This is a genomic window from Stenotrophomonas sp. MYb238, assembly GCF_009496535.1.
GTDB lineage: Bacteria > Pseudomonadota > Gammaproteobacteria > Xanthomonadales > Xanthomonadaceae > Stenotrophomonas.
The window spans coordinates 14,248-28,914 of sequence record NZ_WIDL01000005.1; the positions used below are offsets into that span (position 1 = coordinate 14,248).

Here is a 14,667-nt window from a genome sequence, read left to right on the forward strand (position 1 = left end):
GAAGCGTGGGGCGATGCGCGACGGTCCGATCGGTGTACGCGGCGACGGTCGATGCGCCGCCGTCCACTTGCTCAGGGACAGGTGCCCGGCGGCGGCGAATGCCGCAACACGCGACCGGCAAGCGCGTCGGTCTGCACGTCGTCCTCGATGGCGACTGCGCCGTTGACCAGCAGCAGGGCGATGCCGGAAGAGAGTTCGCGCGGGTGCAGGTAGTCGGCGTGCGGCATGAACCGCTGCGGGTCGAACACCACCACGTCGGCGAAGAAACCCGGCCGCAGTTCGCCGCGTTGCTCCAGCCCCAGGATGCGTGCGGTCAACGCGGTGGAGCGGTGGATGAATTCCTCGGTGCTCAGTACGCCCAGTTCGCGCACGTAGCGCTGGTACTTCAGCGGAAAGCTGGCGTACTGCCGCGGATGCCCGTCGTTGCCGTCCGAGCTGGTCGCCATCCACGGTTGGCGCATCAGCAACTGCACATCGTCCTCGTCCATGTTGAACGAGGCCACCGAACCGCTGTTGCGGTCCGGATGGTCGATGCCGTGTTCGATGATGCGCAGCGCCGCATCGATCGGGTCGAGCGTCCATTCACCGGCCATCGCCGCCAGCGTCCGTCCTGTCCATTCCTGGTCGGCGGAGATCAGCAGCAGCGCCTCGGCGCCGCCGCGACGCTGCAGGTTCCCGCGCATCGCGGCGCGGATGCGCTCGCGCTGCGCCGGGTCCTGCAGCCGTTCCCGCAGCGCGCCGTTGCCGCCGTCCACAGCCCAGCGCGGCAGCAGCGCGGCGGTGATGCCGGTACCCGAGGCCAGCCACGGATACTGGTCGGCGGTGACCCGCTGTCCCTGCGCGCGCGCCTGCTCGATCAGCGCCACCAGTGCCGGCGCCATGCCATGCACGTCGTTGCCCAGCGCCTTGAGGTGCGCGATGTGCACCGGCAGCCCCGCCTCGCGGCCGATCGACAGCGCCTCGCGAGTGGAGGCCAGCAGGCCGATGTCGTAGGACGATTCGTCGCGCTGGTGCGTGTCGTACAGCCCGCCGCGGATCGCCGCTTCGCGCGCCAGCGCCACCACCTCGCCGCGGCTGGCGAAGCTCTGCGGCGCGTAGAACAGGCCGGTGGAGAAACCGACCGCGCCCTCGCACATGCCCTGCGCCACCAGGGCGCGCATGCGCTGCAGTTCGGCGGGTGTCGGCGCGCGGGCGGCGTGGCCGAGCACGGCGCGCCGCACCGGGCTGAAACCCACGTAGGGAACGAGGTTGGTGCCGACGCCGGCGCGCGCGAACGCCTCGCTTTCGCGCGCTACTTCCGGAGTGCCGCCGCCATCGACGCCATGGGCGATGGTGGTCACGCCCTGGTACTGCCACGGCGCGTTGCGGCGCACGCCCGCATCGTCCGAACGGATGTAGGTATAGGGATGGGTATGCGGATCGATGAAGCCGGGCGCGACGATCCTGCCGGTGGCATCGAGCGTGCGCGCGGCCGCATACCGTCTGCCGGCTCCCGGGCCGACCGCGACTATGCGGTCGCCGGCGATGACGACGTCGCCGGTGACGGCCGGACCGCCGCCGCCATCGTGGATCCGCCCGCCGGCGATCACCAGGTCCGCCGGCTGCGGGGCGGCCGCCCGCCCGGAGGGCCAGAACGACACCGCGGCGATGGCGATGGCAAGGCGGACGATGGGCGGCATGGCGGCTCCCGGGCGGCGCGACGGTGGATGCCGGGCCACCATAGGCGGGCGCCCTGGCCGCGGCCATTGAAAAAAACGGCGACGGGCATGGCGGCCGGTTATGCCCGGCGTGGCTCATGCGCCTGCCCGGCGCTGCTAGAATTGGCCGGTCCCGGTTTTCCTGTGTGAATGACGCCATGAGCCATACCGCCACCGCGCCTGCGAACGCGCAGAACCGCTACAACGTGCACCGTGCCGATCTGCCGTTGAGCTGCCCGACCCCGGAGATGGCGCTGTGGAATTCGCATCCGCGGGTCTACCTGCCGATCGACGAAGAGCCCAACGGCGAAGCCGCATGCCCGTACTGCGGCGCGGTGTTCGTGCTGGTCGACTGAACGCCACGATGCGCCGCCTGACCGTGGTGCAGCTGCTGCCGGCGCTGCACTCCGGCGGCGTGGAGCGTTCGACGCTGGAAATCGCGCAGGCGCTGGTGGAAGCGGGGCATCGCGCCATCGTGGTCTCGGCCGGCGGCCGCCTGGTCCAGCCGCTGCTGGACTTGGGCGCCGAGCATCTGGCGCTGGATATCGGCCGCAAGTCGCTGCTGACCCTGCGCCACGTGGTGTCGCTGCGGCGGCTGTTCGCCGAAACCGGCGCCGACATCGTGCACGCGCGTTCGCGGCTGCCGGCCTGGCTGGGCTGGCATGCGCTGCGCGGCCTGCCGCGCGAACGGCGCCCGCATTGGGTCACGACCATGCACGGGCTGAATTCGCCGGGCCGCTACAGCGCCATCATGGCCAGCGGCGAGCGCGTGATCTGCGTGTCCAGGACCGTGCGCGACTACCTGCTCGGCCATTACCCGCACACCGATCCGCAGCGCCTGCGGGTGATTCCGCGCGGCGTGGACCTGGCGCAGTTCCCGCACGTGGCGCCGGCCGACCGGCGTGCGCGGTTGTCGGTGGACGCGCTGCATCCAGCGCTGGCCGGCGAAGGGCCGCTACTGCTGTTGCCCGGCCGCGGTACCCGCCTCAAGGGGCATGCGCACGCGCTGCGCCTGCTGGCGGCGCTGCGGCAGCAGGGCATGCCGGCGCGGTTGTGGATGCCCGGCGCACGCGAACCCGGGCGCGAGGCCTACGTGCGCGAACTCGAACAACAGGCCGCGGCGCTGGGCATCGCCGATGGTGTCGCCATCACCGAACCGACCGCGCGGATCGCGCAGGCTTACGCAGCCAGCGACCTGGTGCTGCAGCTGTCGGACAAGCCCGAAGCCTTCGGCCGCACCGTGCTGGAGGCGCTGGCCGTCGGCCGCCCGGTGCTGGGCTGGGACCATGGCGGCGTGGGTGAACTGCTGGCCGAACTGCAGCCCACCGGCGCGGTGCCCAAGGGCGAGGCGGCGGCGTTGGCGGCGCGGGCGATGGAGCTGCTGCGGCAACCGCCATCGCTGCCGCGGCGCATTCCTTACACCTTGCGGGCGATGCAGCGCGCGACGCTGGATACCTATGGCGAACTTGTCGATTGATTCCCGCATGCAGCCTGCGCCGTCCGCTCCCGGGAAATGGGCGCCGGCCTGGGTGATCGCCTTTGTCGCGCTGTGGCCGGCGCCGGGCATCGCCGAGGCGGTGCTGGGGCTGGGCGCGGTGGCGGCGGTGGTCCGCCTGCTGCAGCTGCGTTTCCGTGCCGGCGGCACTTCCCTGCTCAGCGTGCCGGCATGGGCGTTGACCAGCACGCTGTTCCTGGCCTACTGGCTGCCGCAGCTGGTTTCCGCGCTGGACGCCGACGATCCGGCCAAGGCCTGGGGCAGGGTGGCGGCCGGGCTGCGCCATCTGCCTTTCATGTGGCTGGTCGCCGTCGCGGTGGCGACCGACGCGCGGCGCCGCATCACCTTCGCCGGGCTGGGCGTCGTCGTCGCGCTCTGGGTTCTGGATGCGCTGGCGCAGGCAGCGGCCGGCACCAGCCCGCTGTTCTGGTCGATGGACCAGCTCAAGTGGCTGATCAACGGACATGGCCTGTGCAGCGCCGGGGAAACGGCGCTGGTGGACCGGCTCAGCGGCGTGTTCGGGCCGTGCAACCTGAAGTTCGGCCAAGTGCTGGCCAGCCTCGCGCCGTTCCTGCTGTTCGCCGCCGCCGCGCGCTGGGGACGCTGGGGCTGGCTGCTGGCGGCGGTGCCCACCGGCGCGGTGATCGTGCTGGCCGGCTCGCGCGCGTCATGGCTCACCTACGCCCTGGTGGTGCTGTTCTCGGGCTGGCGCCTGCTGGGCAGGAAGGGCATGGCGCTGCTGCTGCTGTCCGCCGTCCTCGGCGCGGTGGCGCTGGCGGGATTCTCCACCCAGGTGCGCGAGCGTGTCGCGCGCACGACGCTGGCGCTGGCCGGCGATGCCGAAGGCGTGGATGCGGCGCTGTCCGGGCGCGGCCAGATCTGGACGGCCGCGGCCTGCATGGTGCGCGCGCATCCGTTCAACGGCGTGGGCGTGCGCGAATTCCGCAACGCCTATCCGCAGTGCGATCCGGCGCCGGGGCAGTACGCGGCGTGGGGCGCCGGTCCCGCCCTGCACGCCCATCAGCTGGTGCTGGAGATCCTGGCCGAGACCGGCGTGCTGGGCCTGCTGCTGTGGCTGGCGGGGGCGGCCATGGCCTGGCGCGCCTGGCGCTATGCGGACGAGGAGGCGCGCACGCGCGCACGGCCGGCGACGCTGGCGCTGGCGGTGACGGTGTTCCCGTTCAATACCCACCTGGCGTTCTACTCGGCGTTCTGGGGCGGCGCGACCCTGCTGCTGGCCGCGCTGTTCGCCGGCGCGCTGCTGGCCAACCCGGCCGAACGTTCGGCGCAAAGCGCTCAGCCGCGCTCGTAGAAGCGGCTGCGCCCTTCCGGCTGCCGCTTGAAGCGGCGATGGATCCACAGGTACTGGGCGGGCGCCTCGCGCACCATTTCCTCGATGGCGGCATTGACACGCGCGGTATCGGCGACCGCGTCGTCGGTGGGGAAGCCGGCCAGCGGCGCGGCGATCTTCAGCAGGTAGCGCCCGCCTTCGCGGCGGTGGAAGTACGGCACCACGGCGCAACCGGTCAGGCGCGCGAACTGGTGCGTGGCGGTGATGGTGGAGGCCGGCACGCCGAAGAACGGCACGAACACCGAATCCTTGCCGCGCATGTCCTGGTCGGGCGCGTACCACAGGAAGCCGCCCTTCTTGAGGTGGCGCACGGTGGCGCGGATGTCCTCGTTGGCGAACATCGCGCTGGCGTAGCGCAGGCGGCCGCGCTTGACCGCCCATTCCATCACCGGGTTGCGGTAGCGGCGGTACATGCCGGCCAGCGGCACGTGGTCGCACAGCAGGCGCCCGCACATCTCCAGGGTCATGAAGTGCCCGGACACCAGCAGCACGCCACGGCCTTCGGCCTGCAATGCCCGCAGGTGCTCCAGCCCTTCGATCTCCACCTGCGGGCGGATGGCGTCGATGCCGCCCCACCACGCCCGCGCGAACTCGAAGATGCCCACGCCCAGCGCGTCGAAGCTGTCGCGCAGCAGCTGCCGGCGCCAGGCCTCGTCCTGTTCGGGGAAACACAGGCCGATGTTCACTTCGGCGGCGTGGCGGCGGGAACCGGCCAGGTGCAGCGCCAGCCAGCCGATGCCGCGGCCGATCGCGCGCTGCAGCAACCAGGGCAGGCGCGCACCCAGCATGGCCAGACCCAGCCAGGCGAACGTCGGCCAGTGGCGGGGCTGCCACGGCGACGGGCGGGTGGCGGTGGTGGGGGTGTCGGACATGGGTGGGATTCTAATGAGGAACCGGTGGATGGGAACCCGCGACCGGCAAAGGCAAACAGGGCATGGCCGCTTTCCCTTGCTTCCTATCCACTAGTTCCCCGCTCCTAGGTATCCTCGCCGCATGCGCAAGGATCCCGTCGAAACGCTGCTGCGGGGCCTGTACTCGGCCCTGCTGTACCTGCTGCTGCCCATCACCGTCTATCACCTGGTCTGGCGCGGCTTCCGCGTGCGCGAGTACTTCAAGCGCTGGGACGAACGTTATGCCTCCTATCCGGAGAGCGGCCGCCGGCCGTGCGTGTGGCTGCATGCGGTGTCGGTGGGCGAGGTCAACGCCGCCGCGCCGGTGGTCGATGCCCTGCGCCGGCAGCGGCCGGACATCCGCTGGGTCATCACCACCATCACCCCGACCGGCTCGCAGCGGGTGCGCGCGCTGTGGGGCGAGGCGGTGGACCACGTCTACCTGCCGTACGACGTGCCGGGCAGCGTCGGCCGCTTCCTCGAGCATTTCCGCCCCAGCCTGGCGCTGATCCTGGAGACGGAGCTGTGGCCGAACCTGCTGTTCGGCTGCCGCGACCGCGGCGTTCCGGTCTACATCCTCAACGCGCGGCTGTCGGCCCGTTCGTTGAAGGGCTATCGCCTGCTGCGGCCGCTGGTGGGGCGCGCGCTGCGCACGGTGACCTGCGTGGCCGCGCAGTCGCGCGAGGACGCGCGCCGCTTCGTCATGCTCGGCGCGCGGGAGCAACAGGTCCGCGCGCTGGGCAACCTGAAGTTCGACATCCGTCCGCCGGACCCGGCGGAAATGCTTGCCGCCTTCCATGCGCACGTGCCCGCCGGCCGGACGACGTGGATCGCCGCCAGCACGCACGAAGGCGAGGAGCAGGCGGTCATCGACCTGCATGCGCGCGTGCTCGAGCGCCATCCCGACGCCCTGCTGCTGTGGGCGCCACGGCATCCGGAACGGTTCGGCAAGGTCGAGGCGGCGGTGCGCGCGCAGGGCTGGCGCGTGGCCACGCGCAGCGCCGAGCGGTGGCCCGGCGCGGACACCCAGGTATTCGTGATCAACACGCTGGGGGAACTGATGCCGTTCTTCGCCTGCGCGCAGGTCGCCTTCGTCGGCGGCAGCCTGCAGGCCATCGGCGGGCACAACCTGCTCGAGCCGGCGGCGATGGGCACGGCGGTGATCACCGGCCCGCACCTGCACAATTTCGCCGAGATCTCGCGGCGCATGAGCGAAGCCGGCGCGCTGTGCATCCGCGGCGACGTCGCCCAGGTCGGCGACGAACTGCTGCACCTGCTGGGCGATGCGCCGGCCCGCCGGCGGATGGTCGAGGCGGGCGCCGAGCTGGTCGCCAACGGCCGCGGCGCGCTGGAGCGCACGCTGGAACTGATCGGACCGCGCCTGCCGGCGCCGGAGTGAAGGGTATGTACGCGTTGCCGCGCATGGGTATTGCAGGGAAGGGTCAGGTTGGAGATCGCGGCGGCGTCTGTGTGATGACTTTGCGTGTACGCTTCAACGGCAACGGCAACGGCAACGGCAACGGCAACGGCAACGGCAACGGCAACGGCAACGGCAACGGCAACGGCAACGGCAACGGCAACGGCAACGGCAACGGCGATCGCGGGTGAACCCGCTCCTACCGCTCGCTATGTCTGTGTGGGGGCAGAGGTGGCGCTCGCTTCGTCCACTGCCACGCGAGCCCGGCGAACGGATTGGCAGACACGAGAAAGGCGGGCCGAAGCCCGCCTTTCCGTTTCCACGCCGATGCAGGGCGGGGATTACTGCATGCTGCCCGGTGCCAGCTGGGCTTCCGCATCCTGGGTGAGCAGGCGGTTGACGTCCTGTACCTCGGCCACGTCCAGCCCGCCGATGGCCTGGCTGAGCTGCAGGCGGCTGAGCAGGAAGTTGTAGCGGGCCTGCGCGTAGTCGAGCTTGGCCTGGAACAGGGTGCGCTGGTTCTGCACCACGTCCAGCACGGTGCGGGTGCCGACTTCCAGGCCGACCTGCGAGGCGTCGTAGGCGCTCTGCGCCGACACCACGGCCAGGCGGCGCGCCTCGACCTCGCTGATGCCGGCCACTACCGCCTGGTAGGCATTGCGGGTGTTGCGGTCCAGCGCGCGCTTCTGCTGCTCGTAACCGTCCTGGGCCATGTCGCGCTGGGCCAGGGCCTGGCGCACGTAGGACTGGGTGGCGCCGCCGGCGAAGATCGGCACGTTCAGGGTCAGGCCGATCGAGTTGGTGGTCGCATCCGGGCCGGACGACGACGCGCCGACGCTGTCGCCCCAGTTGGCGCTCTTGCCCCAGGTGCCGCCCAGCGACAGGGTCGGGTAGTGGCCGCCGCGGGCGGCCGAGACGCCGGACTCGGCGGCGTTGACCTTCAGTTCCTGCGCCTTCAGCGCCGGGTTCTGCGTGATCGCGTCGGCCACCAGCTTGTCCACGTCGCCACGGTTGGCCGGCAGTTCCGGACGGAAGTCTTCCGGCAGGCTGCGCAGGCCCTGCACCGGCTGGCCGGTCAGTTCGGTCAGCGCCTGGTAGGCGTCGGCCAGCGTGTTGCGGGCCAGGATGGTGTTGGCGCGCGCCTGGTCGTACTGGGCGCGGGCTTCGTGCACGTCGGTGATCGGCGCCAGGCCCACTTCCAGGCGCTTGTCGGCGTAGTCGAACTGCTTCTTGGCCGCCGCCTCGTTGGTCTGCGCGGCGCTGAGCGATTCGATCGCCACCAGCACGTTGAAGTAGGTGGTGGCGGTGCGCACGATCAGGTCGTCGTTCGCCGATTCCAGGTCGAAGTCGGCCGCCTTGCTGATCTCGCGCTGCGCGCGCAGGTTGGCGAACTGGGTCCAGTTGAACAGGGTCTGCTCACCACTGATGTTGTAGCGGCGCGCGGTGGAGGTGGTCGAGCCGCTGACGCCTTCCAGCGAGGTGCGGGTGCGGTTCAGCGAGGCGGTGCCGCCCAGCGACGGCAGCAGGGCCGCGCGCGCCTGCACCTGGCCTTCCTTGGTGTACAGCCGGTTGGATTCGGCGGAGGCCAGCTGCGGATCGCCGTTGCGGGCCATTTCGTAGACCTGCAGCAGGTCGGCGGCGTTGGCCGCCAGCGGCGAGAGGGCGACAGCCAGCGCAAGTGCGAGGGATCGGCGGATCATTGCGGCTTCCTTGGATGTAGCGGATCAGAGTTGGAACTGCGGGGCCGGGGCGGCACCCTGCAGATAGTCGATGTCGGTTTCGAACAGGGATTCGACGCTGCCGTCGGCCTTGACCCGCACCGCCTCCATTACCGGCGAGCGGCCCTGGATGACGAACAGGCGGCCGCCGGGGCGCAGCCACTTCAGGATGTGCGCCGGCACGGTGTCCACCGCGCCGGTGATGCAGATGGCGTCGAAATGGCGCTGGGTCTGCCACTGCAGGGCGTCGGCGACCTCGATGCGCACGTTGGAGCCGAGCCTGGCGGCATCCAGGTTGGCGCGGGCGCGTTCGGCCAGCTCCGGCTGGATCTCCAGGCTCAGCACCTCGCGGGCCAGTTCGCCCAGGCAGGCGCTGATGAAGCCGCTGCCGGTGCCGATTTCCAGTACTTCGTCGCCCGGCTGCAGGTCCAGCGCCTGCAGCATGCGGCCTTCGACGACCGGCTTCATCATCTTCCGGCCATGGCCCAGCGGCAATTCGATGTCGGCATAGGCCAGCGCCTTGTGCGACTCGGCCACGAAGGCTTCGCGCGGCAGCCGCGCCAGGACGTCCAGCACGCGCAGGTCCAGCACGTCCCAGGGACGTACCTGCTGTTCGACCATCATTTCGCGGGCGTGGGAATAATCGATCGTCATGGTGTCTCGTCAATCCGGCGCAGTGGGCCGGCCATTTTACCGGTTGGCGCGGGCAGTGCGCGGCAAGCATCGCCGTGCCCGCGGCAGGTCCGCAGTGCCGGAAGTCATCACGACCTCCGGTTCGTTCAGGTTAGGAGCGGGGCGCATACGCACGGATGAAGAAATCGACCGTGGTGGCGATGTGCGCCTCGGCGTCCCGCTGCTCCGGGGCCGAGCACAGCCCGCACATCATGTGCGCGTGCAGTTCGCCCTTGATCAGGCAGAAGAACTGGCGCGCGGCCAAGTGCGCATCGTCGATGGCCAGTTCGCCGCGCGCCACGCGCGCGCCGAGGAATTCGGCCAGCGCGATCTCAGTGCGCTGCGGCCCGGCCTGCCAGAACATCTGCCGGATCCGGTCGTCGGTTTCCGGCGTCATCATCATGCGCTGGGTGGCGATGGCCGCGTCGCTGCTGATCAGGGCGAAGAACGCGTGCCCGATCCCACGCAGCTGGTCGCGCAGCGGGCCCTCGCTGTCGGTCACGAACAGTTCGTCCGGCATCATCTCCACGCACTTGGCCTGGATCGCCTCGGAGAACAGCGTCTCCTTGTCGCCGAAGTGGCTGTAGACGGTGAGCTTGGAGACGCCGGCACCGGCGGCGATGCCGTCCATGCTCACGCCGTTGAAACCCAGTTCGATGAACATTTCCTTGGCCGTTTCCAGGATCGCGGCGCGCTTGCCCAGGTCCTTGGGGCGGCCGGGACCGGCGCCGCGCGGGGCGGACTTGCCGGGGGTGTGGGAAGGGTGATGCGAAGACATCGCGCAATACTAGACCAGCTGGTTCGATATTTATACTATACCGCCTCGTTCAGTAATGGCGGTGAACGCCGCCATCCCCCTTCCTCCTCCCCTGCGATCCCTGCCCATGAATACTGCTCGATGGATTGGCGGTTCCCTGCTGGTGGCCCTGCTGGCCGCCTGCGGCAGATCCGAGCCCGCTCCCGCACCTGCCGTACCGGTCCTGGTCGTCCACCCGCAAGGCGGGGGAGACGCCATCGCCGCCTATCCGGGCGAGGTGCGGGCGCGCCAGGAGGCGGCGCTGTCGTTCCGGGTGGGCGGCAACCTGCTGCGGCGCGAGGTCGATGCCGGCCAGCGGGTAAGCAAGGGCCAGCTGCTGGCCGAGCTGGACGTGGCCGATTACGCGCTGCAGGCGCGTGCGGCGCAGGCGCAGTACGCCGCCGCCGAGGCCGACCTGGTGCGCGCGCGCGACGAACAGAAGCGCTACGCCACGCTGGCCGGGCAGCAACTGGTCAGCCGCTCGGCGCTGGACGCGCAGACCGCCGCGCTGAAGGCGGCGCAGGGCCAGGCCGACGCGGCCCGTTCCAATCTGGACGTGGCCCGCAACCAGGCCGGCTACGCGCAGCTGCGTGCGCCCGCCGACGGCGTGATCGCCAGCCGCCAGGCCGAAGCCGGGCAGGTCGTCGCCGCCGGCCAGACCATCTATACGCTGGCCGCCGACGGCGCCCGCGAGGTCGCCATCGCCCTGCCCGAAAGCGGCATCCGCGATTTCGCGGTGGGCCAGGCGGTGGAAGTGGAACTGTGGAACCGTCCCGGCAAGCGCTGGCCCGGCACCATCCGCGAGATCGCGCCGGCCGCCGATGCGCAGGCGCGCACCTACGCCACGCGCGTGAGCCTGGCGGCCGAAGCGCTGGATGCGGTGGAGCTGGGGCAGAGCGCACGCGTGTATATCGCCCACGGCAGGGGCGGCGCGCTGAGCGTGCCGCTGGCGGCGGTGCAGCCGGGCAAGTCCCCGCAGCAGGCCGGGGTATGGGTGGTGGACCCGAGCAAGGGCACGCTGCACCTGCGCGAGGTGACGCTCGGCGCCTATGGCGCGCAGAGCGTGCCGGTGCTGTCGGGGCTGAAAGCCGACGACTGGGTGGTCGCCGCCGGCGGCCACCTGCTGCGCGAGGGCCAGCCGGTGACGGCGGTGGACCGCAGCAACAAGCCCGTCGACCCGAAGATGCCGAAGCCGGCGCAGGAGGCCGCACGATGAACCTGTCGAGGAGATTCGTGCATGGCACCTCCGCCCTTCTTCCATTGGGGCGAGGCGGCGCAGTCTGCGCGCCACTGGCGCGCGTGCCTTCGAGCGTCCGCGCCGCTGGCGCGGGCCGGGGCGCGGAGCGGGGAAACGGGATGAGCGGTGACGCCCGCGCTGCGATGGCGGTGCGGTTGTCCCATCTGGCAGGCAAGGAGTAACCCGTGCGCCGCTTCAATCTCTCCGAATGGGCGCTGGGCAACCGCCCGCTGGTGCTGTTCATGATGATCGCGCTGGCGGTCATCGGCGCCTGGTCCTACAAGCACCTGGGCCAGTCCGAGGACCCGCCGTTCACCTTCAAGGCGATGGTCGTGCAGACCGCGTGGCCGGGTGCCACCGCCGAGCAGGTCTCGCGGCAGGTGACCGAGCCGATCGAGAAGGCGCTGATGAACACCGGGCAGTTCGAGTTCATCCAGTCGTACTCGCGGCCGGGCGAGTCGCAGGTGATCTTCATGGCGCGCGACTCGATGCGCTCCAAGGACGTGCCCGAGCTGTTCTACCAGGTGCGCAAGAAGGTCGGCGACATCCGCTCGCAGCTGCCGGCCGAGGTGGTCGGGCCGTTCTTCAACGACGAGTTCGGCGACACCTTCGGCAACATCTACGCGTTGACCGGCAAGGGCTACGACTACGCGCTAATGCGCGACTACGCCGACCGCATCCAGCTGGAACTGCAGCGCGTGGCCGACGTCGGCAAGGTCGATCTGCTCGGCCTGCAGGACGAGAAGGTGTGGATCGAGCTGTCCAACACCAAGCTGGCCACGCTGGGCGTGTCGATGCAGCAGGTGCAGCAGGCGCTGGCCGACCAGAACGCCATCGCCCCGGCGAGCTGGTTCGAGACCGCCAGCGACCGCGTGCAGCTGCGCGTGACCGGCCAGTTCCAGTCGGTCGAGGACATCGCCGCCTTCCCGATCCGCGCCGGCGACCGCACCGTGCACCTGGGCGACCTGGCGCAGATCAAGCGCGGTTTCGCCGACCCCGCTTCGCCGAAGATGCGTTTCATGGGCGAGGACGCCATCGGTATTGCTGTAGCGATGAAGGACGGCGGCGACATCCTCAAGCTGGGCAAGGCGCTGGACGCCGAGTTCGCGCGCCTGCAGAAGACGCTGCCGGCCGGCATGGAGCTGCGCAAGGTCTCCGACCAGCCGCATGCGGTGGAGGATTCGGTGGGCGAGTTCGTCAAGGTGCTGACCGAGGCGGTGGTGATCGTGCTGCTGGTCAGCTTCTTCTCGCTGGGCTGGCGCACCGGGCTGGTGGTGGCGGTATCGATCCCGCTGGTGCTGGCGATGACCTTCTTCGTCATGCACCAGTTCGACATCGGCCTGCACAAGATCTCGCTGGGCGCGCTGGTGCTGGCGCTGGGCCTGCTGGTGGACGATGCGATCATCGCGGTGGAGATGATGGCCACCAAGATGGAGCAGGGCTACGACCGCCTGCGCGCGGCCAGCTTCGCCTGGGAATCGACCGCGTTCCCGATGCTGACCGGCACGCTGATCACCGCCGCCGGCTTCCTGCCCATCGCCACCGCCGCCTCCAGCACCGGCGAGTACACCCGCTCGCTGTTCCAGGTGGTGACGATCGCGCTGGTGGTGTCGTGGATCGCCGCGGTGCTGTTCATCCCGTACCTGGGCGACAAGATGCTGCCGGACCTGCACAACCGTGCGGCCCCCCGGCCGGGCAGCCTCGCCGCGCGCTGGCATGCGCAGCGCCTGCGCTGGGCCGACCGTAACCCCGCGCTGGCCAACCTGGTCCGGCCGAAGGAACTGGCGCACGACCACGACCCGTACAAGAGCGCGTTCTACCAGCGCTTCCGGCGGTTCCTCGACGCCTGCCTGCGCCGCCGCTGGCTGGTGATCTTCGCCACCGTCGGCCTGTTCGTATTCTCGCTGGCGATGTTCCGCTTCGTGCCGCAGCAGTTCTTCCCGGACTCGACCCGGCCGGAACTGATGGTGGACATCGAGCTGGCCGAAGGCGCGTCGCTGGCCGCGACCCAGGCGCAGGCGCACAAGCTGGAGGAACTGCTCAAACAGCGCGAGGGCATCGCCAACTACGTCGGCTACGTGGGCAGCGGCTCGCCGCGCTTCTACCTGCCGCTGGACCAGCAGCTGCCGGCGACCAACTTCGCCCAGTTCGTGGTGCTGGCGCAGGACATCCATGCGCGCGAGGACGTACGCGACTGGCTGCTCAAGGAAGTGGTGCCGCAGTTCACCGACGTGCAGCTGCGCGTGACCCGGCTGGAAAACGGCCCGCCGGTGGGCTACCCGGTGCAGTTCCGCGTGTCCGGCGAGCACATCGACCGGGTGCAGGCCATCGCCCGGCAGGTGGCCGACAAGGTGCGGCAGAACCCGCACGTGGCCAACGTCAACCTCAACTGGTCCGAGCCGAGCAAGGTGGTGCGGCTGGTGGTGGACCAGGACCGCGCCCGCGCGCTGGGCGTGAGCAGCGCGCAGATCGCGCACTTCCTGGGCAGCTCGCTGTCGGGCATGCAGGTGAGCACCTACCGCGAAGGCAACCGCCAGATCGGCATGCTGCTGCGCGGCCCGGAGGAGGAACGCGCGCAGCTCGAGCTGCTCGCCAGCCTGGCCATTCCCACGCCCGGCGGCACCGCGGTGCCGCTGTCGCAGGTGGCCCGGCTCGAGTATGTGTTCGAGGACGGCATCATCTGGCACCGCAACCGCCTGCCCACCGTGACCGTGCGCGCGGACATCGCCGACGGCCTGCTGCCGCCGGAGGTCACCGGGCAGATCCTGCCGGCCCTGGACGGCATCCGCGCCGCGCTGCCGGACGGCTACCTGCTGGAAGTCGGCGGCACGGTGGAGGATTCGGCGCGCGGGCAGAACTCGATCAAGGCCGGCATGCCGCTGTTCCTGATCGTGGTGGTGACCCTGCTGATGCTGCAGCTGCGCAGCTTCTCGCGCGCGGCGATGGTGCTGGTCACCGCGCCCCTGGGCATCATCGGCGCGACCCTGTTCCTGCTGATCTTCCGCGTGCCGTTCGGCTTCGTGGCGCTGCTGGGCACCATCGCGCTGGCGGGCATGATCATGCGCAACTCGGTGATCCTGGTGGACCAGATCCAGCAGGACATCGACGCCGGGCACGACCGCTGGCACGCCATCATCGACGCCACCGTGCGCCGCTTCCGCCCGATCGTGCTGACCGCGCTGGCCGCGGTGCTGGCGATGATCCCGCTCTCGCGCAGCGCGTTCTACGGTTCGATGGCGATCTCGATCATGGGCGGGCTGATCGTCGGCACGGTGCTGACTCTGGTGTTCCTGCCGGCGCTGTACGCGGCCTGGTTCCGGGTGCGGCCGGACGAAGCGGCAAGCTGAACGCCGCGTCCGCCGGGGTTTTGCGGCGGATGCGCGCCCCCTTCGCG

12 protein-coding genes are annotated in these 14,667 nt (G+C 70.4%); 7 read left to right on the top strand and 5 right to left on the bottom strand.

Annotation, left to right across the window (positions count from 1 at the left end):
• Positions 1-71 precede the first annotated feature (71 nt).
• Positions 72-1,679, bottom strand: a complete 1,608-nt coding sequence (locus CQ393_RS04680; RefSeq protein ID WP_228114281.1) for an amidohydrolase family protein — start codon at positions 1,677-1,679, stop codon at positions 72-74.
• 176 nt (positions 1,680-1,855) lie between these two features.
• Here CQ393_RS04680 and CQ393_RS04685 point away from each other — a divergent pair, with 176 nt between their 5' ends.
• Genes CQ393_RS04685 through CQ393_RS04695 form a run of 3 tightly spaced genes read left to right on the top strand, consistent with a single transcriptional unit; the run spans position 1,856 to position 4,504 of the window.
• A complete protein-coding gene (locus CQ393_RS04685) occupies positions 1,856-2,053 on the top strand; it encodes a zinc-finger domain-containing protein (protein ID WP_153190475.1) in 198 nt (65 codons plus the stop codon).
• 8 nt (positions 2,054-2,061) lie between these two features.
• Positions 2,062-3,174 carry a glycosyltransferase gene (locus CQ393_RS04690; RefSeq protein ID WP_153190476.1) on the top strand — a complete coding sequence of 371 codons (1,113 nt, stop codon included), beginning with the start codon at positions 2,062-2,064 and terminating at the stop codon, positions 3,172-3,174.
• A gap of 7 nt (positions 3,175-3,181) precedes the next feature.
• Positions 3,182-4,504 (top strand): O-antigen ligase family protein, encoded by a 1,323-nt coding sequence (locus CQ393_RS04695; protein WP_153190611.1) that lies wholly within the window; start codon positions 3,182-3,184, stop codon positions 4,502-4,504.
• On the opposite strand, the gene CQ393_RS04700 is transcribed toward CQ393_RS04695, so the two are convergent.
• Positions 4,489-5,415 (bottom strand): LpxL/LpxP family Kdo(2)-lipid IV(A) lauroyl/palmitoleoyl acyltransferase, encoded by a 927-nt coding sequence (locus CQ393_RS04700; RefSeq protein WP_153190477.1) that lies wholly within the window; start codon positions 5,413-5,415, stop codon positions 4,489-4,491. The two genes, CQ393_RS04695 and CQ393_RS04700, sit on opposite strands and share 16 nt — an antisense overlap.
• A gap of 121 nt (positions 5,416-5,536) precedes the next feature.
• Here CQ393_RS04700 and waaA point away from each other — a divergent pair, with 121 nt between their 5' ends.
• Together waaA and CQ393_RS18350 are read left to right on the top strand one after the other, a co-directional pair.
• The gene (gene waaA, locus CQ393_RS04705) at positions 5,537-6,832 is read left to right on the top strand and encodes a lipid IV(A) 3-deoxy-D-manno-octulosonic acid transferase (protein ID WP_153190478.1); all 1,296 of its coding nucleotides are present in this window, start codon (positions 5,537-5,539) and stop codon (positions 6,830-6,832) included.
• Positions 6,833-6,906: 74 nt separating this feature from the next.
• Entirely contained in the window at positions 6,907-7,041 is a 135-nt protein-coding gene (locus CQ393_RS18350; RefSeq protein ID WP_265588069.1) for a hypothetical protein, read from the top strand.
• 150 nt (positions 7,042-7,191) lie between these two features.
• On the opposite strand, the gene CQ393_RS04710 is transcribed toward CQ393_RS18350, so the two are convergent.
• From CQ393_RS04710 to CQ393_RS04720, 3 genes are all read right to left on the bottom strand, one after another.
• Positions 7,192-8,550 carry a TolC family outer membrane protein gene (locus CQ393_RS04710; protein WP_153190479.1) on the bottom strand — a complete coding sequence of 453 codons (1,359 nt, stop codon included), beginning with the start codon at positions 8,548-8,550 and terminating at the stop codon, positions 7,192-7,194.
• Positions 8,551-8,574: 24 nt separating this feature from the next.
• Complete coding sequence (locus tag CQ393_RS04715) at positions 8,575-9,222, bottom strand: protein-L-isoaspartate O-methyltransferase (protein WP_153190480.1); 648 nt, start codon at positions 9,220-9,222, stop codon at positions 8,575-8,577.
• A gap of 130 nt (positions 9,223-9,352) precedes the next feature.
• Positions 9,353-10,018 (bottom strand): TetR/AcrR family transcriptional regulator, encoded by a 666-nt coding sequence (locus CQ393_RS04720; protein WP_153190481.1) that lies wholly within the window; start codon positions 10,016-10,018, stop codon positions 9,353-9,355.
• A gap of 106 nt (positions 10,019-10,124) precedes the next feature.
• On the opposite strand from CQ393_RS04720, the gene CQ393_RS04725 reads away from it, so the two are divergent.
• Both CQ393_RS04725 and CQ393_RS04730 read left to right on the top strand, forming a co-directional pair.
• Positions 10,125-11,252: an efflux RND transporter periplasmic adaptor subunit gene (locus CQ393_RS04725; protein ID WP_153190482.1), complete on the top strand. Its 1,128-nt coding sequence runs from the start codon at positions 10,125-10,127 to the stop codon at positions 11,250-11,252.
• A gap of 206 nt (positions 11,253-11,458) precedes the next feature.
• Entirely contained in the window at positions 11,459-14,620 is a 3,162-nt protein-coding gene (locus CQ393_RS04730; protein ID WP_343199555.1) for an efflux RND transporter permease subunit, read from the top strand.
• Positions 14,621-14,667 lie beyond the last annotated feature (47 nt).